This window comes from Dickeya parazeae Ech586, assembly GCF_000025065.1.
Classification (GTDB): Bacteria; Pseudomonadota; Gammaproteobacteria; order Enterobacterales; family Enterobacteriaceae; genus Dickeya; species Dickeya zeae.
Window position 1 is genome coordinate 2,153,251 of the sequence record NC_013592.1, and the last position, 22,934, is coordinate 2,176,184.

At 56.0% G+C, this 22,934-nt stretch carries 12 protein-coding genes; all 12 read left to right on the forward strand.

What is annotated here, in order from left to right; genetic code table 11:
• The first annotated feature begins 229 nt into the window (after positions 1 to 229).
• Complete coding sequence (locus tag DD586_RS09430) at positions 230 to 1,279, forward strand: hypothetical protein (RefSeq protein WP_012884582.1); 1,050 nt, start codon at positions 230 to 232, stop codon at positions 1,277 to 1,279.
• Between the two features lie 164 nt (positions 1,280 to 1,443).
• The gene (gene rdrA / locus DD586_RS09435; RefSeq protein WP_012884583.1) at positions 1,444 to 3,999 is read left to right on the forward strand and encodes an antiviral RADAR system adenosine triphosphatase RdrA; all 2,556 of its coding nucleotides are present in this window, start codon (positions 1,444 to 1,446) and stop codon (positions 3,997 to 3,999) included.
• 3 nt (positions 4,000 to 4,002) lie between these two features.
• The gene (gene rdrB / locus DD586_RS09440) at positions 4,003 to 6,606 is read left to right on the forward strand and encodes an antiviral RADAR system adenosine deaminase RdrB (RefSeq protein ID WP_012884584.1); all 2,604 of its coding nucleotides are present in this window, start codon (positions 4,003 to 4,005) and stop codon (positions 6,604 to 6,606) included.
• Positions 6,607 to 6,844: 238 nt separating this feature from the next.
• Entirely contained in the window at positions 6,845 to 7,072 is a 228-nt protein-coding gene (locus DD586_RS09445) for a type III secretion protein HrpF (RefSeq protein WP_012884585.1), read from the forward strand.
• Positions 7,059 to 7,493, forward strand: coding sequence for a type III secretion system chaperone (locus DD586_RS09450; RefSeq protein ID WP_012884586.1), 435 nt, complete (start codon positions 7,059 to 7,061; stop codon positions 7,491 to 7,493). Before DD586_RS09445 ends, DD586_RS09450 begins: the two co-directional genes overlap by 14 nt.
• Positions 7,486 to 9,558: a type III secretion system outer membrane ring subunit SctC gene (sctC, locus tag DD586_RS09455; RefSeq protein ID WP_012884587.1), complete on the forward strand. Its 2,073-nt coding sequence runs from the start codon at positions 7,486 to 7,488 to the stop codon at positions 9,556 to 9,558. The genes DD586_RS09450 and sctC overlap by 8 nt, the downstream gene beginning before the upstream one ends.
• 33 nt (positions 9,559 to 9,591) lie before the next feature.
• Positions 9,592 to 9,783, forward strand: a complete 192-nt coding sequence (gene hrpT / locus DD586_RS09460; RefSeq protein WP_012884588.1) for an HrpT family type III secretion system protein — start codon at positions 9,592 to 9,594, stop codon at positions 9,781 to 9,783.
• A 26-nt stretch (positions 9,784 to 9,809) separates the two neighbouring features.
• Positions 9,810 to 10,181: an HrpV family type III secretion system protein gene (gene hrpV, locus DD586_RS09465; protein WP_228669773.1), complete on the forward strand. Its 372-nt coding sequence runs from the start codon at positions 9,810 to 9,812 to the stop codon at positions 10,179 to 10,181.
• Positions 10,182 to 10,340: 159 nt separating this feature from the next.
• On the forward strand, positions 10,341 to 11,309 hold the full coding sequence (hrpN, locus tag DD586_RS09470; protein ID WP_012884590.1) for a harpin HrpN: 969 nt from the start codon (positions 10,341 to 10,343) through the stop codon (positions 11,307 to 11,309).
• A gap of 362 nt (positions 11,310 to 11,671) precedes the next feature.
• On the forward strand, positions 11,672 to 13,348 hold the full coding sequence (locus tag DD586_RS09475) for a ShlB/FhaC/HecB family hemolysin secretion/activation protein (RefSeq protein ID WP_012884591.1): 1,677 nt from the start codon (positions 11,672 to 11,674) through the stop codon (positions 13,346 to 13,348).
• Positions 13,349 to 13,454: 106 nt separating this feature from the next.
• Positions 13,455 to 22,385: a hemagglutinin repeat-containing protein gene (locus DD586_RS09480; RefSeq protein WP_012884592.1), complete on the forward strand. Its 8,931-nt coding sequence runs from the start codon at positions 13,455 to 13,457 to the stop codon at positions 22,383 to 22,385.
• Positions 22,385 to 22,735 (forward strand): hypothetical protein, encoded by a 351-nt coding sequence (locus DD586_RS09485; RefSeq protein ID WP_012884593.1) that lies wholly within the window; start codon positions 22,385 to 22,387, stop codon positions 22,733 to 22,735. Before DD586_RS09480 ends, DD586_RS09485 begins: the two co-directional genes overlap by 1 nt.
• Positions 22,736 to 22,934: the final 199 nt, after the last annotated feature.

The window sequence follows — 22,934 nt, forward strand, 5'->3', positions numbered from 1 at the left end:
CCTCATCTTGTAGTCTGCATTCGTTCGGCTCCGCCAGTCCGCTGAGAGGGTATTTGGACGACTGGCGCTTGCCCGAACCGTTATCGCAATGGACGCGGTGTCGCTGGTTTTACACCATCGTTATGGCCTGAATTTCCGTTGTTATCACACAGCCTTGCAGGCGCGTGCCGCGCTACATTGCCCAATGAAGATGCACAAATCTAATCGATTAACAACCAAGAGGTTACCTATGGATAAAGTACTAATCTGGTTCTGCGGCACGGGCACCACGAAACAGGATTTTCTCGCTAATGTTGAAATCAGCGGTTTCAGCGCCGTCGTCGCTATCGACGGCATCGGTACCGCCGCCATGTTGACCAAAACGCAGGCATTGGCCAAACGCGCCAGTTGGGGCGGCAGCTTTGTCGATATGAGTGAAACGCTGGGTGTGCTTTATGATCAAGCTAATGGTTATGACGACCGTGCCGGTGTGGTAACACTGGATAGCCTGTTCCCGCTGGTGGATTATCTTAAGACGCTGAAAGAATACCAACTGGTCGTGGGCGGGCACAGCCGCGGTGCGGCGGTGGGCTTAACCGAGTTTCTGGCTGAGCTGTATCATCTGGCGGTGCAAAATCAGGCGCCGGGCGTCTGGGCGAACGCGAAAACGATCCGACTGGTGGTGGTCGACCCGGTGCAGGGACAGCAGAGTACGGATAAAGACACCAACGCCTTTAACGCGATTCTTAAGGATAAAACTCTGGCGCAGATCCTGGCTGAACTGGAAAGCAAATGGTTCGGCGGGCGAGAGGTGTTCGATACCATCGTTTACAGCGCCCGTTATGATGCCCGCTCCAGCTTTGCCTTTGATTACCGCTGGTATCATTTCATCACCGAGCAAATGGGCAAACAGGCCTGTCCCGCCAAGCGCGCGAAACTGGTGATGGCCGGTTTCCGCCACTCGGCACCGGTCAGCAAAGAAGACGAAATCTCCGCGTTGTATCAGGGCAAAGGCGTCGCGCCGATTGCGTTTTTACAGCAACTGGTGTCGTTCGACCCTAACTGGGAACAATCGGCTCGCCTGCTAAGCCAGATTGAAAACGCTTATCTCGACCAGCTTGCGGCGGGTGCGAAAACCGACCTGATCACCCAACTGGACAAACAGACCAGCCTGTTGTCCTACGGTATTACCGGTCTTATCGGTGGCAAGTCGCTGCAGAAAACGCTCTCTTCCGATAACCCACAGAAACCGGAATACCGCCGGTTCTACCGCTATCAGTACGGGACGACGACGTTTTAACCCACCTTCGGTTTAATTTTCGACCAAGGCCGCTATCGGTGATAGCGGCCTTTTTTGCTATCTCCGCTTGATATTTTCATTAATTCTGCTTATCTATTTTTTCCTTCCTGTCACCGTATTAATAGACGGTTATTGTTTTTAATAATTATTTTCAAAAGGGATTAATGGTGAGTGAAATTATTCTTAACCTGAATTTACCCGAATATCAGGACGACTTTCTTGCGGAAACAACAGACAGCAACCAGCTTTGGCAACAGCAGGCGAACAGAAAGCTGGCTGAGTTGCTTAGAACGATGGGGAATGATGCCCATCGATATAAAACACAATGTCAACCCGACAGCAAAGAAACGTATCAGGCGCTGAGCAGTTACCATCACGCTATCTTTATCAGCGGGGCGCGTGGTGCCGGGAAAACGGTATTTCTGAAAAATGCTAAAGCAATTTGGCAGCATGAAACCGATAAGCAGGACAAGCAGGAAAGGAAGCCTAACTTGCATTTTATGCCGGTGATTGACCCGACATTGCTCAATATCAATGAGCGATTTTCTGAGGTGATCATCGCCTCGGTATACGCGGCGGTGGAAGGTAAATTAACCAATCAGGCTACTTCTCAAACATTGAAAGGTGACTTCTATCAGAGACTGAAAGACCTGTCCGGCGCACTGGTCAAGCCTTCAGAGCTGGCGGAGTTACGTGGCATTGATCGCATTCAGAAGTACCGCTCCGGTATTCATCTGGAACGGTACTTTCATCAGTTCCTGATCGCCAGTGTCAGATTGCTGGAATGTGACGCGCTGGTGCTGCCGATTGATGATGTGGATATGAAGATCAGCAACGCCTTTGAGGTGCTGGATGATATCCGTTGTCTGCTGTCCTGCCCGCTGGTGCTGCCGCTGGTCAGCGGCGATGACAAACTCTATCGCCATCTGGTGACCCTGCAATTTGAGGGGGAGTTAGTCAAAAATAAAGAAGCCAGCAATGCGGGAGAAGGGCGACAAGACGCAGGGCGATTATCGGATGCGTACCTGACCAAAGTATTCCCTCATCACGCCCGCTTGCCTTTACAGCCCATTGATCAGTTATTGCCGCAGTTGGTTATTCAGGATAAAGAAAATGCCGAGGCGATGACCTATGGCAAGTACGCTACCACTATTAAAGAGGTCTTTTATCCGTTGTGTAATGGACTGGAACGCAGCACCGACTGGCCACAACCTGCCAATGCCCGCGAAGTGACGCAACTGGTGCGCTTGCTGCCGCCGTCTGACCTGGAATCGACAGATGATAGCCAGGAAACGTTATGGCGCAAGTTTAGCCACTGGGCAGAAGCAAAACAGGACGGGGCGGCGTTAACTAATGCCGAGTCTTATCTGTATCTGCGTGACGCGCAAAAACCAGAAGATTTTTCACTGGCCAGATTGGTAGCGTTTAACCCGCTGCTGCAAAAAGAGCGCTATTACTGGGCGAAAAAGAATTTTTACTCGCAACAGGTTGAACGGATAAATGAACTGAAAACCACAAGTGGTCGAGGTGAGGATTTTAACCGGAAAATTTTGGATACGGTTTTTTCTGAAAATATACCGACGTTGCGTAGTATGCCACCGCTGGAGTACATCAAACATGGATTTCGGCTAACTGAAAAAATTGCGGAAAATAAAGAGGGAAATCGAACACTCATTGCGGTTTACACCCATCATGATTATTACACCCAACAGTTGAATCGTGGATATCATATTTCCTTTAGTCGAGCGTTTGAAATTCTGACATGGTCAATGTTGGCTGTGACGGAGAAATTACCGTCTGGAGTTAAATTTGATGAAATCTATCAGGGGATATTTCAACGTGCGCCGTTTTATTCCATTTTTGCAATGAATGAGACAAAAGCTATTGATGAGGATGACGGCAATGAGTCTGATGGAGAACAGGACCTGTCTGTTGATTATATTTCCGAGTCAAAAAACTTGTTAAGTGATATTCATGGCTGGATTGAAAATAACAAATTTGATTTAAAGAATAACAATCTTATTCCTTTATTAAGCGCGGTGTTCAACAAAACTTTCTCTCAACTCAATCTTCTGGTAAGGAATTTTTCTGAAAATAAGAAAGGTGCATTCAATGATGAACATCTGTCAGATCTTGCCAAACGATTTGAATATATCTTCATTAATGCCCTAGTCTCTTTTTTACGTGATGGGAAGACGGTGGTAAACACCAACGTAGCAATCGGTGCTCGTTCTTCCTCGGTGAGAGATGTTAATGACTTCATGCAGCAAGACAAAACCCTTTCCCGAAACATATCAGGAATATTAACTGTTTCACAAGCAGGGAAAAATATCGTACCTAAGATTAAAGATGAACCCTTTGCTAAACTGATTAAAGCTATGTGGGATCACCCTATCTTCAATTTATCTGGCGAGTTATGTTTTCCAATTAATGGTAGTGTTGGTGAGAATGAGCTATCGCTTGATGATTTATCCGTGTCAGGCAATATTTATGATCTGAGGAATTATTATTTAGTGGATTCAGGGATGAAAAAGATTATTACTGATGAAGTTTATGAGTGGGCTGTTTCAAATAAAGAAAAGGCAAAAATAATCTATACTCGGCTGGATTGGCTGAAGGATAATGATAGGTCCACAACTGCTGAAATTGAAGGGAAAGGATATATAGGAAGACTTTATAACGGCATTGGCTGGATGTTAAATGAAGAACCAGAGGATTAACCCATGTACACCCAGGACCCGCGCTGGTTAATCCCTTGTGCCTGTCTGGCTTCCGACCGGTTATTTTATTTTCATCTGCAACAGCATACCGGGCAGCGTAATAAACCGGATGTTGAACAACAGGAAGAACAGCGTTTATTGACGCGAGCGGCAAAAGATTACCAGTTCTATTTTGGTGGGCGGCTGCGTAATGAGGATATTGAACACAATCTGCATAGCTGGGCTAGTTCATCGCCAACGGATAGTGTGGCAATAACCGATAATATGACCTTGCTGGGGCAACTGGCGGAGGCGTTTTTGCTCTGGCAAGGCAACGGTTTTGAGGTGCGGCGTGAACGGCTGGAAGCCTGGCTGATGCTATGCTCGGTGCTGGACCCGGCCTGGATTATCGCGCAGGCTTATGTGCAACTGGTGCGCCAGCGGGTGCTGGACGAAGGGGAACTGGTGGGGCTGCTGATTCAGCAGAGTCCGTTTGCCTTTCCTGATGACTCGCGTGACACCCACTATGCCGACAACCATGTGCATTTTAACGGCCACGGTTATGCCTCGTTGTCGATGTTGAGTTTTGTCGAGGGGGATGTGCGTCTGAAGCCAGATATTCGGTGGCCGCAGCGCGAGGAATACCCTCTTTTGGAAAGTGAGCAGTTACCGAAACAGCAACTGCCACGCTGGCTGTCGGCTTATGTGGCTTGTTTACTGGCGGCGATTTATCCCTCTGGCACAGCAGCAGATAACGCGGTTGATCTCGGTATACTGACACGATCACTGGCATTGCCGCTGACGGAAAGCGAGCGTTGGTCACTGCGGGATAGCACGCTGATTACCCCACCTGACAGTGGGCAACAGCAACTACTCTATGCCGCGATGCAACAGGGGCACGCCGGTGCTCAGCGCTGGCTGCTGTTTTGTAGCGGGCTGTTGCTGCGCACATCCCAGCCGGATTACGACAGTGTGCTGTCAAACCTGATTCGGGCCAGCATGATATTGCGTAACTACATGGTGGTGTCGGCGGTGGGCTTGGGGCAATTTGTCGAGTATTTTGGCACCGATGTGCGGCGGGCGGATAAACGCTTTTCCAGGGAGCAAGTCCCTCGTTATGATTTAAGCCCGTCAGTATCGCGGGAATACCGTGTGTCTCCGGGAGAGGTCATTGGTGATGAACGCAAACCCAATATTTATCACCACAAGTTGACCGACTTTTTTGACCAGCATGCGCGCTGGCATGTGCCGGAACAAGCGCATCTGGTGGTGCATTTTACTCGCGGATTTCCGAAAAAAACCGCTGTCAGCCGCTACGACAAACGGTTGACCACTTTCCGCGCTGAGTTGCTGCAACAAGTCCGGGCGCTTGAAGACTTTGCTGCGTCGGTCACCTTGCAGGAAACCTCGCACCAGCCGGATATCGACACGCCGCCACGCACGATTGACGTGCGCAAACTGGTGCGTGGCTACGATGTGGCGGGCAATGAAAATGAACTTCCCATCGAGGTGTTTGCACCGGTGTTGCGGGTGTTACGCGCCGCCAGACAACCCGCCGGTATGCCGTTTTCTCAGCGCCTGAAACGCCCGTTTATTACCGTACACGCCGGTGAAGATTACAGCCACCTGCTCAGCGGATTACGGGCGATGGATGAAGCGGTGGAATTCTGCCAGTTGCGGGAAGGCGATCGTATCGGTCACGGGCTGGCGCTGGGGGTGGATGTGCAGCACTGGGCGCAGCGCCAACGGCGCGCCTGGCTCACCGCCGGTCAGCATCTGGATAACCTGGTGTGGGCCTATCATCAGGCGGTGCAACTGTCCCGGCATACGGTAGAGCATATTCCGGTGATGCATGAATTGCGTGACAAAATCCATCATTGGTCGCAATGGATATTGGGCGATATTTATACCCCGAATCAATTGTATGATGCCTGGCGACTGCGCCGTAACTGGCCTGATTTTGACGCCATGCAAAGTGAAGTCGGCAGGTTTGCCGAGTGGGTACCGGATGCACAATTATTGATGAGCCGCCAATCCGTTGATGAAGACAACGAGAAAGTGGTTAACCTCTGGCAGCGCCGTTATCTGGACAGCGGTTTGCCCGAACGTGAGGCAGACAGGATAAACCACACTATCTCGGTGAACTGTTTACCCCAAGATAGCGAACATTTTGCGATCACCCTCAGTCACTCTGAAGACTGGGTTTCTGCGGGCGAACTGCGACTGTATGAAGCGATACAGGATTTTCTGATGGAGAAATACAGTCGGCTTGGCCTTGTGATTGAAGCCTGTCCGACCTCAAATATTTATATCGGGCGTTTTGAGTACTATCATGAACACCCGCTGTTTCGCTGGAATCCGCCGCAACCGGATTGGCTAAAGCCGGGAGAGCAGTTTAACCGCTATGGATTACGTTCCGGTCCGCTGGCCGTATGCATCAATACCGATGATAGCGCGCTGATGCCGACTACTATTGCTAACGAGCATCGCCTGATGCGGGAAACCGCCGTTCAGTTTTTTGGCATCGGCACCTGGATGGCTGATTTATGGATCAATACTCTGCGTGAGAAAGGTGTAGAGATCTTTAAACGTAATCATCTTACTCAACTGTCCACATCGTCGGATTAAGTACTGCTCCTGGGAGAGAGGCGGTTCGTATTACTCTCTCCCGCATTGTTACCCCACTCGTTGATCAATGTTGATTGTCGTCGCTAGCGACGTTTCTTCTTTTCCTCATCCCGATCTATCTCATCTCGATGGAACCGTCGCCACGCCCCGCCCACACAACTGCAGATAAACCATGTCGGTTTAACCAACAGACTTGTTCGACTCAACACACCCGTTCAACTCACAGGAGCATGCAACCATGTCTTTGTCTTCACCTATTCAACGTCGGTTGGACAGCGCATTTGTCGATGCACAGTCCCGGCTTGATGAGATGGCGCAAACCATTTCGCAAGGAGAAGTTAGTCCGGCAGATACCTATGCGTTTTATGAGGCCAGCATGGACTACTCAAACGCCAACTGGGCCGCCGGACAGATGCTGAGCGTCAAGCACGGCCTGGCGAAGGCTATCATCAATGACTTCAACTGAGTTACCTGGCGTGATTGAGCGTTGGCTCAATAGCACGGCAGGGCAACTGACGCTGCACATTGATGACGGCCCGGTGGTGTTAACGCGCTATCACGACGGTGTGGGGTGTGCCGCCATGGTGACCTTGCCGGTCAAGGTGGATGACCGGTTGCTGCACAAGGCGCTGCGTTATTCGTCTGCTGCCGTGCTGCGGTTGGGCATGGACGCCGCCGCCCTGTGCTGGTCTGGCGCAGACGTTCAATTATGGTTACTGATGCGACACCAACCGGATGACCCCGTCCGATTGTGCCGCACACTGGAAGCGCTGGTTAATCAGCGAGATGTCTGGCAAAGCCTGCTGGCACCGCTTGCCAGACCGGCATCGCCGCCGCCGCTGAATCTGAAAACACTGGCTTTTTTGCAAGGAGATCAGCATGCGTAACGCGCTGTATGCACTGTTATTCAACCTCTATCGTCTGTTTTGCTGGTCGCTGGTATTGATGGGGATGTTGCCCGGCGCACATGCGGCGACGCCACCGGACTGGAACAAAGGCGCTTATGCCTATTCCGCCGAACAAACCCCACTATCCGCGGTGTTACAGGATTTCGCCAACAGCCATGGCGTTGATTTGAGAGTCGGTAACATTGAGGACGCCACCATTGACGCCAAAATCCGCGCCGACAACGCCACCGCGTTTCTGGACAGGCTGGCGTTGGAGCACCGTTTTCAATGGTTCGTCTACAACAATGTGTTGTACGTCAGCCCACAGGATGAGCAGACATCGGTACGCATTGAAGTCTCGCAGGATGCGGCACCCGACATGAAGCAGGCGTTGACCGGTATTGGCCTGCTGGATACGCGGTTTGGCTGGGGGGAACTGCCGGATGAAGGCGTGGTGCTGGTCACCGGACCTGCGGAGTACATCAGCCTGATCCGCAATTTCAGCCAGCAACGCGAAACCAAAGACGATCGCCGTAAGGTGATGATTTTTCCGCTGCGTTATGCCTCGGTATCCGATCGTACCATTCAGTACCGCGATCAGCGTTTGGTGATCCCCGGCGTAGCGACCATGTTAAATGAGCTGATGGATGGCAACCGCAGCGCTCCGGCAGGGGCATCCGGTGCTGTCAGTGGAATGGGCAGTGAGGGTGGGATGGCGCAGGCTAACGGGGCCGGTGGGCAGGATGCCAGCCAGGCCATCGAACGTAATGCTCGCGCCATGTTGGCCCGACTGGCGAGCCGCGCCAGCAGCGGTGAGGCGGCGAGTTCCCGCAAAAAAGATCAACTCAACGGCAAAGTCTCGGCAGACGTGCGTAACAACGCGCTCTTGATTCGCGATGACGAAAAACGCCGGGAGGAATACCAGCAACTGATCGACAAGATCGATGTGCCGCAAAATCTGGTCAATATTGATGCGATCATTTTAGATGTCGATCGCACCGCACTCTCAAGGCTGGAGGCTAACTGGCAGGGGAAACTGGGCGCGGTGACCGGCGGCGCTAACCTGATGTCTGGCTCCAGCACCCTGTTTGTCAGCGATTTTAAACGGTTTTTCGCCGATATTCAGGCGCTGGAAGGGGAAGGCACCGCCTCGATTGTGGCTAATCCGTCGGTACTGACACTGGAAAACCAACCCGCGGTGATCGATTTCAGCCGTACCGCCTTTATTACTGCTACCGGCGAGCGGGTGGCGAATGTACAACCGGTGACGGCGGGCACCAGCCTGCAGGTCACGCCGCGTGTCGTCGGTCGCGGCAGTACCAGTAGCATTCAACTGGTTATTGATATTGAGGACGGCCAGGTGGAAACCAATACCGAAGGCAACGCCTCCGGCGTGAAGCGCGGTACCGTCAGCACACAAGCGCTGATTGGCGAGAACCGGGCGCTGGTGCTGGGTGGGTTTCATGTCGAGGAAAGTGGTGATCGTGATAAGCGCGTACCGCTGTTGGGCGATATTCCCTGGATCGGCAAACTGTTCACCTCTCGCCAGCACGAAGTTTCTCGCCGTGAACGGTTGTTTATTCTGACTCCGCATCTGATTGGCGACCAGAACGACCCCACCCGGTTTGTGTCGGTGGATAACCGTCGTCAGTTGAATGACGCGATGGGGCGCGTAGCGCAGCGTAACAGTAAAACCGACCTGTTCGGCATGGTGGAGAATGCCATGCGCGATCTGGCCAGCGGCCAGACGCCAGCCGGGTTCACCAGTGACAGTCATGGGCCGCGTTTGTCGGAAATATGCCGCACGTCGCCGTCGTTGAGTTATCAGAGCAATCGCCATCAATGGTACAGCAATGTGTCTTTCAGTCTGGCGGTAGGCGTGGTGAAAAACACCGGCACGCGTCCTCAGCGTTTTGATGAAGCCCGGTGTGCCAGTAACCGCACGCTGGCAGTCGCCGCCTGGCCGAAAACCACGCTGGCCCCCGGCGAGTCTACCGAAGTGTATCTGGCGCTGCTTCCAGCCAAAAACACCCAGCCTGCACGTGCGTCGCTGATTACACCCTGACGGTTCACACCATTCATAGCGTGAGGAAGAAAAATGATGCGTTATCAAACCCTGGTGCTGCTGTGCGCGGCGCTGATGCTGAGCGCTTGTGCCGCCCGCACGCCGACCAGTGCCTGCACGTCAGTGAGCTGCCGTCCGGATCCTGACGGCCGACAGATGGTTATCTGGTGGCAGACGGACATGCGACCCGGCGTGGCCGATTTTACCCTGGTGAGTGTGCCATGACCGACAGCATCAGGATATTTGACACGATGACGGCGTTTATGGCCTCGATTGCCCGGCATCAGGCGGCGCGCTGGTCGCCGCAATCCGGTATCGAGCTGGTGTTTCAGTCCGGTGATCATGGCTATGAACTCATGTTGCAGATTCACCCCGGGAAACACTATCCCGGTTTGTATCGCCGTCTGCTCGAACGCCGTTACCAGCAAGCGGCGGAGTATGACGGATGTCACCTGTGCCTGAACGGCAGCGACGTACTGATCCTCTGGTGGCCGTTGCCACCTGCGTCCGACACCTATGCGCAACGGGTTGAACAGCTGTTTGCGTTGGCCGAGCTGACATTACCGCCAGTTGCGACAACGCGAGCGCAAACCGAGCGCAACGTGCCGCGATTTGTGCGGTAACTGCCGCTTTTTTAGGCCAAACCGGTGAATAGAGGGAACCGTTTCACTGCCCGTGTCACTCAGTAACCAGTATCCATCATGATGCCCACATCGGGAGCGGCGTAGGCATCCGTTGCAGGTACTTTCGCGAACATCTGACATGAATGAGGAAACGAGATTATGCAAATTACGATCAAAGCACACATCGGCGGCGATTTGGGTATCGCCGGGCTGGGACTGGGGTCACAAGGCTTGAAAGGCCTGAACACCGCGACGTCCTCACTGGGTTCCAGTTTGGACAAGCTGAGCAGCACTATCGATAAGCTGACTTCTGCGATGACCGCGATGATGTTTGCCAGTGTCATGGCACAGGCGTTGGGGTCAAAAGGCGGGCAAGGGGCGGGCAACCCGGCATCGAAATCCGGTAGCGACCCCTTGTCTGACATGTTCGATAAGGTGTTGAGTAATCTCCTGGGTAACAATACGGCTAACGGCCTGACGAAGCAGGGTGATCAGATGCCTCAGTCTTTGCTAAACGGCAACCAGATGACGCCGGACAACATGGACGCATTCAGTAAAGGGATGGGCAATGCGCTGTCCTCTATTCTGGGTAATGGTCTGGGTCAGGCGATGGGCGGCTTCTCCGGGTTATCGCTGGGGGCAGGCGGTTTGCAAGGGCTGAGTGGCGCAGGCGCATTCAACCAACTGGGCAATGCTATCGGTATGGGGGTGGGGCAGAATGCGGCGCTCAATGCCCTGAGCAATGTCAGCACCCATGTAGATGGCAATAACCGGCATTTTGTGGATAAGGAAGATCGTGGGCTGGCAAAAGAAGTCGGCCAGTTTATGGATCAATATCCGGAAATTTTTGGTAAACCGCAGTATCAGAAAGATAACTGGAGTTCAGCCAAAACAGACGATAAATCCTGGGCGAAAGCGCTGAGTAAACCGGATGATGACGGCATGACCGGTGCCAGCATGGATAAATTCCGTCAGGCGCTGGGGATGATCAAAAGCGCGGTAGCGGGTGATACCGGTAATACCAACCTGAATCTGCGGGGTGCAGGCGGTGCCTCACTGGGTATTGATGCTGGCGTCGTCGGCGACAAGATAGCCAACATGGCGTTAGGCAAGCTGGCGAACGCCTGATAACGCGCCATGAATATCAGGTAATGACGGTCGGGAAGAGACGAGGAAACTCGTCTCTTCTGCTGTAGAACAGAGGCTGGCTGAGTGCGTTTTCATTCGGATTCCGTTTCCTATTTATGGATTTGGTTTCCTTTTATTCATCGACGTCCCAACAATATTGTGATCCTTGTTGCTGTTATGGGTTCTTTTTAGAACTTATTGTCATAAAAAAGAATGAAAATCACTTAAATCAATGGGTTGTTTCTGAAATATCGGTGTTTTTCGGCAACCAAATTGTAAGGTTTTGTATTGTTTTCGAAATAAATGCACATTATTATTTAGGTAATCTTTACCTTCTGTTTCTATTTACATGGATGTGCATCATGCCTGTCAGTCGCAGGAAAGCTGACCTGATCGTGAGCTTTTTCTTTATCGGTTATTCCGTTTCCGCGTTCTGTGCACCGCTGAATCCGGCGGAGCGAAATGAAATCCAGCAATATCAGTCGGATGTTATTGAACAGTCCCGCCAACAGCGGGAAGCCCTCCAGCAGCTAAACAACATCGTGCAGGCACCGCTAAAAGCGGATAACGCGCCGCAAGGCCCCTGTTTTACCCTGCATGAAATTCGCTTTAATCACAGTACGTTACTGAGTCCACGTGATCAGGCCACCCTGACCGCTGGCTACCTCAATCGTTGCAACAACCTTGAGCACATCAACCAACTGGTGCATGACGTCAGCAACTGGTATATCCAGCGCGGCTATATCACCAGCCGGGCGTTTTTGAGTGAACAGGATTTGTCTGGTGGCGTGCTGCAACTGGAAATTCTGGAAGGGCGGCTGGAAAAAATCACCATCAATAAGCAAACGGAACGGATGACCCGTACCGCGTTCCCGGCTCGTGAAGGGGATATCCTGAACTTGCGCGATATCGAGCAAGGGATGGAGCAGATGAACCGCATGCCGTCCCAGCAGGTGACCATCGAAATTCTGCCGGGCAGCACGCCGGGGTACTCGGTGGTTAACCTGACCCGGGAAGCCCGTCTGCCGTTCAGCGGTGGCCTGACCGTCGACAATAGCGGCCAGAAAAGCACCGGTCAGGAACAGCTAACCGGTAGCCTGATGCTGGATAATCTGTTCGGCGTGGCGGACCAGTGGTTTCTCACTGCCGGTCACAGCAGCCGTTTTGCCACCAGTCATGACGCTGAAATGCTGCAGGCCGGCTTTTCCCTGCCGTATGGCTACTGGAGCCTGGGCTACAGTTACGCCCAAAGCCGTTATCGCAACACCTTCATCAACCGCGATTTCCCCTGGCGCTCGACCGGCGACAGCGATACCCACCGGGTATCGTTATCGCGCGTGGTGTTCCGCAACGGCACCATGAAAACCGCGCTCGCCGGTGCGCTCAGCCAGCGCACCGGTAACAACTATCTGAACGGGGCACTGTTGCCGTCCAGCAGTCGCACACTGAGCAGTGTGTCGTTAGGGGTCAATCACAGCCAGAAGCTGTGGGGCGGTCTGGCGACGGTTAACCCAACCTATAACCGCGGTGTCCGCTGGCTTGGCGCAGAAACCGATACCGACAAAAGCGCCGATGCGCCGCGAGCCGAGTTCAATAAATGGACGCTGTCCGCCAGCTACTATCACCCGGTTACCGACAGCATCACCTACCTTGGCAGTCTGTACGGACAATACTCGGCCCGTGCGCTGTACGGTAGTGAACAGCTAACGCTGGGCGGGGAGTCTTCCGTACGCGGGTTCCGTGAGCAGTACACCGCCGGTAACCGCGGTGCGTACTGGCGTAATGAGCTGAACTGGCAGACGTGGCAGTTGCCGGTAGTGGGTACGGTCACCTTCATGGCCGCCATCGACGGGGGGCACCTCTATAACCATAAACAGGATGACGCGACGGCGGCTTCACTGTGGGGTGGTGCCGTTGGGGTGACCGTGGCCAATCGCTGGCTCAGCCAGCAGGTGACGATGGGGTGGCCGATATCTTACCCGGCATGGCTACAACCCGACACCATGGTGGTGGGTTACCGGGTCGGCGTGTCGTTCTAATAAATCCAATATCATCATTTTATTAAAATATTTTAATGCGTTAAGCAGATTCTCCTGTGTCATCGCACATGGGGTTTTCATACAGCACAGAGTCAGGAGTTCAGGGATGAAAGCGGTGAAGTTGTCGCAGCGAGTTATGGTGTGGTGTCTGGTGTGGCTGACCGGGCTGCAGCCGCTGTTGCCCGCGTGGGCGGCAGGGGTGACGGTGGCCTCGGGCAACACCACACTGGAGGCGGCAGGTAACGGCGTACCGGTGGTGAACATTGCCACACCGAATGCGGCCGGGCTGTCGCACAACCGCTATAACGACTTCAACGTGGATAACCGCGGACTCATCCTCAACAACGGCACCGCCCAACTGACGCCGAGTCAACTGGGCGGCCTGCTGCAGAACAACCCCAACCTGAACGGTCGCGCCGCGGCGGCCATCATCAACGAAGTGGTGTCGCCCAACCGCAGCCATCTGGCAGGCTACCTGGAGGTGGCCGGTCAGGCGGCGAATGTGATGGTGGCGAACCCGTACGGCATCACCTGTAGCGGTTGTGGCTTTATCAACACCCCGCGCATCACGCTGACCACCGGCACCCCGCAGTTTGACGCGGCAGGTGGGCTGAGCGGTCTGGACGTGCGCGGTGGTGACATTCTGGTCGACGGGGCGGGGCTGGACGCCAGCCGCAGCGATTATTTTGCGCTGATAGCGCGTACGGCAACCCTGCAGGCCGGGCTGAATGCACGTGACGCGCAGGTGGTGCTGGGGGCGAACCGGGTGGGGACCGACGGGCGGATAACGCCGCAGGCGGGAAGCGGGGCCGCGCCGGTGCTGGCACTGGACACCGGGGCGCTCGGGGGCATGTACGCCAACCGCATCAGTCTGGTATCGACGGAGCAGGGTGTCGGGGTGAACACCGCCGGGCTGAGCGCACGTCAGGGGGATATCCAGCTGTCGGCGAATGGCCGGTTGCAGGTCGGCAGCGCGATAGCGCAGGGGAACATCACGGCGCAGGGCGGCACGCTGGTGGTTGCGGGCGACCAGCAGGCGCAGGGCACGGTGGCGCTGCGAGGCGAGCAGGGCATCACGCTGGGGGCGAGTCGTACACAGGCCGGACAGGGGCTGACGCTGTCGAGTGACGGGCGCATCAGCGCAGACCGCGCCCGGCTGAGCGCGGGCGTGAGTGACAGCGGCACGGTACAACCGGGGTACGCTCTGACGCTGTCGGGCACGGAGTTGGCGCTGGGGCAAAGTCAGCTGGCGGGTGACCGGCTCAGCCTGACCAGTACGGGCGCGGTGAGCCAGTTGTCGGGCGGTGCCTGGCAGGCGGGCAGTGGCCTGACGCTGAAAGGCGACGCGCTGTCACTGGATGGCGATGCAGGCGCGCAGACGCTGACGGTCAGTGGCGGCAGCCTGAGCGGCGCGGGGCGCTGGCAGTCGACGGGGGACCTGTCGCTGGGCGGACTGACCGCGGCGCAATGGGACGGCACCCTGCTGGCCGGTGGCACGCTGTCGCTGGACACGGCCAGCTTGAGCAACCGGGGCACCCTGGCGGGCGGGCAGGTCCGGCTGACGACGCCGGTGCTGGACAACCGGGGCACGGTGAGCGGGCGTCAGGTCAGGCTGCAGACGGGGCAACTCGGCAACAGCGGAACACTGTCGGCGGACGAGGGGCTGTCGGTACAGGCACAGACCGGGCTGGATAACAGCGGCTCGTTGCTGTCAGGCGGTGGCCTGACGATAGCCGCCGGGCAGACGGTCAACCGGGGCGTGCTGTCGGGGGGCGCGGTAACGCTGAGCGGTGATGCGCTGTGGAACGGCGGGGTACTGCAGGGGCGGCAGTCGCTCGGGGTGAATGCCCTGACCGGGTTCAGCCAGACGGCAGACGGCGCACTGACCAGCGGTGGGACGGTCACGCTGTCATCGGGCACGTTAGAGACGGCTGGTGGGTTATCGGCGCAGGGGCTGCAACTGCACACCGGACTGTGGCGCAATCAGGGCACGGTGAACTTGGGCGGTGACGGGCAACTGACGCTGGAGGCACTGGATAACAGCGGCACCCTGCTGTCGTCCGGTGCCTGGGACATCACGGGCGGGCAGCTGGGTAACCGTGGCAGTCTCGGGGGCACGCGGCTGTCGGTGACGGCGGCCAGTCTGGATAACAGCGGCACGCTGTTAGGCGCACAGGCGCTGACGATAGCGGCCGGGCAGCAACAAAACAGTGGTCTGCTCAACACCGACGGGCTGATGACGCTGTCGGGCACAACGCTGGATAACAGTGGCACGGTAAAAGCGCAGGGTGGCCTGTCAGCCGCCTTTGACGGCCGTATCGACAACCGGGCGAACGGCCAACTGCTGAGTGTGGGACGCGGAGAGATAACCACCGGTGTGCTCAGCAACCAGGGGGTGTGGCAGGCAGACAATCTGATGCTGACGTCAGGCGCGCTGGACAACGGCGGGCACATCCTGGGGGTCAATAACGGCACACTGCAACTGAGCGGCGCGTATACCGGGCTTACCGGGAGCGAGCTGACCAGCGGTGGAACGTTGCAACTGCAGGCTGACCGTCTGGACAGTGCCGGGTTACTCAGTGGCACGGATACCACCGTCAAGGCCGGGACGCTGCAAAACGGTGGTGTACTGCAAGGGTATAACGGGCTGACGCTGAACGCGCTCCAACTCGATAACAGCGGGACGACGCAGGCGCAGCAACTGGACATCACCACCGATGGTCAACTGACGAACCGGGGCACGCTGTTGGGGCTGACGGGGCTGACACTCCAGTCGGCTGGCCTGAACAATGTCAGCGGGGCGCGGCTGTACAGCGCGGGGAACCTGCAACTGCGTACAGGCACGTTAACGCAGGAAGGGGAACTGGCGGCGCTGGGAAACCTGAAGGCGGATATCGGCGGCCCCTTCACCCTGACTCACACCCTGGCGGCGGGCGACCAACTGACGCTGAATGTCACGGGTGACCTGCTGCAGGCGGGGACGTTGCAGGGCAACGGCGTGACGGTAAGCAGTACCGGCACGCTGACACAGCAAGGGCGCATCGTCGCGGGCACTGGCACCAGCACATTATCGGCGGCAGCCATCAACCAGACGGCAAGCGGCAGTATTCAGGGTGGTGGGCCGCTGAGTCTGCTGGCGGGTGGCAACATCACCAACCGGGGCTTTGTCGGCACCGCGGCGGACCTGTTGCTGCAGGCGGGCGGGCTGATAGACAACAGCAGCCTGCTGTACGGCGGCGGCAATCTGCAACTGCTGTCGGATGCACTGGTCAACCGGTTCGGCAACATTCTGGCGGGAAACAGCCTGTGGATACAGCGTGACGCGGCGGGCAACGCCAGCAGCAGTGTACTGAACAGCTCAGGTACCATTGAAACGCAACGCGGCGATATCACGGTCCGCACCGGCACGCTGACCAACCAGCGCGAGGGGTTGACGGTGACCGAAAGCAGCAGCGCAGTGGCCGATATGCCGTCATGGGCGGGCGGGACTGAAGCTAATGTACCAGTTGAATGGTTTAACTCGAGAGATTTGGGGGTTTTTAATAAAGAACGGTGTTCTCGTGGTCATGATAGTGAATCTTGCACTGACTTTTATTATATAGTTCCATTTAAAGATAAAAGTAATCTGAAAATATTAGTGTCGAATCAGGTTGTATCTGTAAATGCAAGTGGGGAACAAGGACGAATTGTTTCTGGCTCTAATATATTTTCTTCAGCAGATTTGTTTTTAAATGATGCTTCGGTTGTATTGGGTAGAGGGAATGTAAATTTATTAGGTGGTGAATTAAACAACAAATCTTATCAGACTGGTGAGTTAACAAGGTATTTTAATTATCAATATGATAGGGTTTGGGAGAATGGGGGGGCAGTCTTTCCTCAGTATCGTTTTTACCGTTTGACTGCTGAGGAATCCAGACAGCATGCTAATGAACTTGAATATGCTCTTCTTCCTCTTTCATCGCAGATAAATAGTGATTCGATTTATAGTTATGGGGATGAGATAATAGAGTATTTTGGTTCGCGGAATTCGAGTATTCACTTCAATTTGTCAAGTGAACCTGTTACCGAATACACCCCCGGACAGTCCTACAACGCCACCATTCAGGCGGGCGGTGCGATAACCGCCAATTTCGCGCAGAACATCAGTAACACCGGTTTACAGCCGGGCAGCGGTGGCTTTATGCCGGCGATAGCCACGCCAGCGCTGAGCACCGCCAACGGGGCGGGCAGCCAGAATCCCCCGACGCCACCATCGCTGGTGGCAGGGCGAGACCCCTTATCGCTGGCCGGAAGTAGTGACCCGTCACTGAATGCCTTGCAGACGGCGCTGGCCCAGTTGGGCGGTCCGTCGCTAAACGACTATCCGTTACCCACCAGTCAGAACGGGCTGTTTGTTGCCGACACCAGCGGCAACGGTCGTTACCTGATACGCAGCAACCCCCGGCTGAGCCAGCTCGGGCAGGTCGACAACGGCCTGTTTGGCGACCTGCGTCGCCTGCTGGGGCAGACGCCGGGCACCAGCGTGCCGGTGGAGACCAGCCCGACCCTGACCGACCCGACGCAGTTCCTCGGCTCCTCCTACCTGCTGGGCAAGCTGAATCTGGACGCGGAGCACGACTACCGTTTTCTGGGCGATGCAGCGTTTGACACCCGTTACATCAGCAATGCGGTGCTGAGCCAGACCGGGCAGCGTTACCTCAATGGCGTGGGGTCGGACCTGGCGCAGATGCAGACGTTGATGGATAACGCGGCGGCGGAGAAAAACCGGCTGAACCTGCAACTGGGGGTGAGCCTCAGTCCAGAGCAGGTGGCGGGGCTGAGCCACAGCATCGTGTGGTGGGAAAACATTACCGTCGATGGGCAAACCGTGCTGGCACCGAAGCTGTATCTGGCGCAGGCGGATAAAACCAACCTGTCAGGCAGCCGCATCGTGGCGAACAGCGTCAGCCTGAGCGCGGGCGGGGATATCGACAACCGTGGCAGCACGGTAACGGCGCTGAATGCGCTGACGGTCACCAGCGGGGGGCAGGTCACCAACCGCGAGGGCGGGCTGCTGAACGCGGGGGGCGCGCTCAATCTGGTGGCGCTGGGTAACCTGACCAACAGCAGTGCCACGATTCAGGGCAATACGGTGACGCTGGCAAGCGTCAACGGGGATATCGTCAACACCACGACCACCAATCAGTGGCACACACAGGCGAGGGACGGCCGGGGCAGCGGGTCGCTGACACGTACCGATATCGGCCAGACCGGGCTGATCACCGCACAGGGTGGGCTGACACTACAGGCAGGGCACGATATCGCCCTGAACGGGGCGCAACTGAGCGCGGGCGGGCCGTTGGCGCTGGCGGCAGGCAACGACATCCAGCTGAATGCGCTGGGCACGGTGACAGACACGGTGCGTCAGGACGGGCGAGCCACGACACAGCGTCGGCAGCAGGGGCTGGTGCAAAGCCAGCTTGCCAGCGGGGGCGACCTGAGCCTGAGTGCCGGGCGTGACCTGACTGGCACGGCGGCGCAACTGAGTGCGGCGGGCACCATGGCGCTGTCGGCGGGGCGGGACCTGACCCTGCTGTCCGCTGAGCAGGAGCAGTTCAGCTCGAATGCGTGGAGCCGCCATCTGGACTGGCAGCAGACGGTGACGCAGCAGGGCACGGTGCTGAACGCGGGGGACGGGCTGAGCCTGCGGGCCGGGCGGGACCTGACGCTGCAAGGGGCGCAGGCGGAAACGCGCGGGGCACTGACGGCACAGGCCGGCCGCGACCTGAACCTGCTGTCGGCGACAGAAAGTCAGCACGACTTTTTTGAAGAAACCACGGTGAAGAAGGGTTTCCTGTCCAGCACCACCACGCACACGTTGCGGGAGCGGGAGCAGACCACGGAGAAAGGCACGTTGTTGTCCGCAGGCAGTGTAGCGCTGACGGCGGGGCATGATATCGGGGTACGAGGCTCGTCGGTGGCGGCGGACGGCGATGTGGCACTGACAGCCGGGCACACTATCAACACGGCGGCCAGTGTGGAGACCTACCGGCAGTATGAGGATGTCAGCCGCAAAAAGAGCGGGGTGTTCAGCGGAGGGGGAATTGGCTTTACCATCGGCAGTACCTCGCTGCGTCAGACACTGGCGTCAGCGGGGACGACGGAAAGCCAGAGCGTAAGCACATTGGGCAGCACCGGCGGGTCGGTGAGTCTGCGTGCCGGGCAGGACGTGAACCTGTCCGCCACTGATGTGATAGCGGCGCGGGATATTCAGGTGGTGGGTAATACGGTCACCATTGATCCGGGCTACGACAGCCATCGCCAGTCACAGAAGATGGAGCAGAAAACCGCCGGATTGACGGTGACGCTGTCTGGCGTGGTGGGCTCGGCGCTGAACAGTGCCGTGCAGGCGGTACAGGCGGTGCGTGAGCAGAGTGACAGCCGCCTGCAGGCATTGCAGGGTATGAAAGCAGCGCTGTCAGGGTATCAGGCTTATCAGGGCACGCAGGTTGATACCAATAACCAGGGGGCGTCATCGTTTGTCGGCATCAGCGTGTCTCTGGGGGCGCAGCGTGCCAGCAGCAGTCAAAACAGTGAACAGTCACAGAGTTTTGCCTCGACGCTGAATGCGGGTCATGATATCAGCGTGGTGGCCCGCCAGGGCGATATCACTGCCGTCGGCAGCCAGTTGAAGGCAGCCAACAACGTAGACCTGAATGCGGCCCACGCGATTAATCTGTTGTCGGCACGCAATACCGAGTCGTTGACCGGCAGCAACAGCAGCAGCGGCGGGAATATTGGTGTCAGTTTTGGGCTGAGTAACAGTGGGGCAGGATTCAGCGTCTTTGCCAACGTCAACGCGGCCAAAGGCCGCGAGATGGGCAGTGGCAATAGCTGGTCGGAAACCACGGTGGATGCGGGGCAGCGAGTCGGCCTGACCAGTGGTGGGGACACCCGTCTCATCGGCGCACAGGTCAGTGGTGACCGCATCGTGGCCGATGTGGGGGGCGATCTGCTGCTGGCAAGCCAGCAGGATAATAACCGCTATGATTCCAGGCAGACCAGTGTGTCGGCAGGCGGTAGCTTTACCTTTGGCAGCATGACCGGCAGCGGTTACCTGAGCGCCAGTCAGGATAAAATGCACAGCAGTTATGACAGTGTGCAGCAGCAGACCGGGCTGTTTGCGGGTCAGGGGGGTTACGACATCCACGTCGGCAACCATACCCAACTGGACGGCGCGGTGATTGGTTCGACGGCCAGCGCAGATAAAAACCGGCTGGATACCGGCACGCTGGGCTGGAGCAATATCGACAATCAGGCGGTGTTTTCGGTGTCGCACAGCGGCATCGGGCTCAGTGCCAGCCCGTCACTGAGCCTGTCGGATATGATGAAATCCGCCGCGCTGACCGGGCCGTCGGCCCTGATGTCGATGGGGCGTGGCGGCAACGCCAGCAGTACCACTTACGCAGCGGTGAGCGACGGTGCGCTGATTATCCGTAATCAGGCCGGTCAGCAGCAGGACATTGCCACCCTGAGCCGGGATGTGGCGCACGCCAATAATGCGCTGAGTCCGATATTTGACAAGGAGAAGGAGCAGAAGCGCCTGCAGACGGCGCAGATGGTCGGTGAACTGGGCTCACAGGTGATGGATGTCATCCGCACCGAAGGGGAAATTCGTGCGACGCGGGCGGCGGAAGCCAGTGGCAAGGTGGATCGCCTGCCGGATAACGCCTCCGAGGCAGCGTGGGATAAATACAGGAAAGACCTGACGGAGACGTCGGAGTACAAAGCGGTGATGGCGTCGTACGGCACCGGCAGTGACCTGCAACGGGCGGCGCAGGCGGCGACGGCGGCCATTCAGTCGCTGGCAGGCGGCGGTAACCTGCAGCAGGCGCTGGCGGGTGCCTCGGCACCGTATCTGGCGCAACTGGTGAAAAGCGTCACGATGCCAGCGGACGAGCGTAAAGCCACGGTATCGGACATCGCCGCCAATGCGATGGGCCATGCGCTGATGGGGGCGGTGGTGGCGCAACTGTCGGGCAAGGATGCGGTGGCGGGTGCCGTGGGTGCGGCAGGCGGTGAGCTGACGGCCCGGCTGCTGATCATGAAGGAGCTGTATGGAGGGCGTGACACCAGCGACCTGACGGAAGCGGAAAAACAATCTGTGAGCGCCCTGGCGTCACTGGCTGCGGGTCTGGCGTCGGGCATTGCATCTGGCAGCACCGAGGGCGCGGCCGCGGGGGCCCAGGCCGGGCGTAATGCGGTGGAGAATAACTCGTTAGCCGGAGATAAGGCCCGTCAGTCAGTAAAAGAAAGTGCGGAATGGTGGAAGAAACAGGTCCGCGACAAGCTGGGTGAAGGCACGACGTCTGCTACAGCAAACAGCATTATCAATGCGATAGCGGATAGTGGCGATTCGGCGATAGGGTCAGCGGACTATGTTGCCGATGCAGCAATGGCACTGGCCTCCTGTGCTGCCGGGGACAGTTACTGTAATAAAGCACTGAGTGACCTCTCAGGGAAGAATCAGGCAGTAGCCGACAGTGTATCGGCACTGATGAAGAGCGAGACCTGGTCAGCGGTAGCCGATACAATCAAACAGGCTTCTGGAGGCAATCAGGCGGCACTGGAAGCGACGGGTGGAATGCTGGCCGGTATTCTGCTGCCGGGTAAGAAAGTACCTGATGCTCTTGCTATACAGACGATATCTAACTCTGTAGTTGATGCGAAGAAATTTGATTATCTTTTTGGACGAGCAAGCGGGAACGCCCATACATTAGATCGCACAAATCAACTTTCTTTAGAAATGAAGAGATTAGGTATTACTGATGATATGAGCGGACATGCAATGCTTGCTGAGCACTTTACGGCAGTAACAAAAGACCCGAGCAATATTGTGAAAAAATATACTGATCAGTACGGTAGTTTTGAAGTCAGGGAATCTTTCTTTATTGGGCCTTCTGGTAAGGCAACAATGTTTGAAAGTACCTTTGAAATTACTGACGATGGTTCCCATCGATTCATAACCACAATACCGAAAAATGGAGTAACTAAATAATGTTTATAGAAAACAAACCTGATGAGGTTGAGTTGCTCTCTTTTTTTGAAAGTGAACCAGTCTCTTTTGAACGAGATAATATAAGCTATTTATATATAGCTAAGGATAACAAGGGACTTAGTATTGATTTTTCGTTTAGCGTTGTTGAAGGATGGATACAGTACACGATGAAGCTAAATGGGAATGAAATTCAATATAACTCAATTGATGGAGTCAGTTCTTTTAATATCAGAAAAGATAAATTAGGTGAATATCTGCACACCGAAATTATTACTAATGAGATTATTACTAAAGTTGAAATACGCGTGAGGCCAGATATATCAATAAAAAGTAGTACACTGGTTAGATAGGATAGATCCCGGCCCCTAAAACAGGCCGGGATTTTTTTATCTTCCAGTCAGACTCTGAGTTCCACCTTAACTATCAGTCGCCCTTGAACTTGAGCAGCGGGGTTGCCCGAAAGAGCTTCAACCCCCGGACAGGAAATGTTTTGTGGCCACCGCCAGTGGGCCGTGTCCCCAAAACCACCCGGTCAGGGCGATGCCCCGA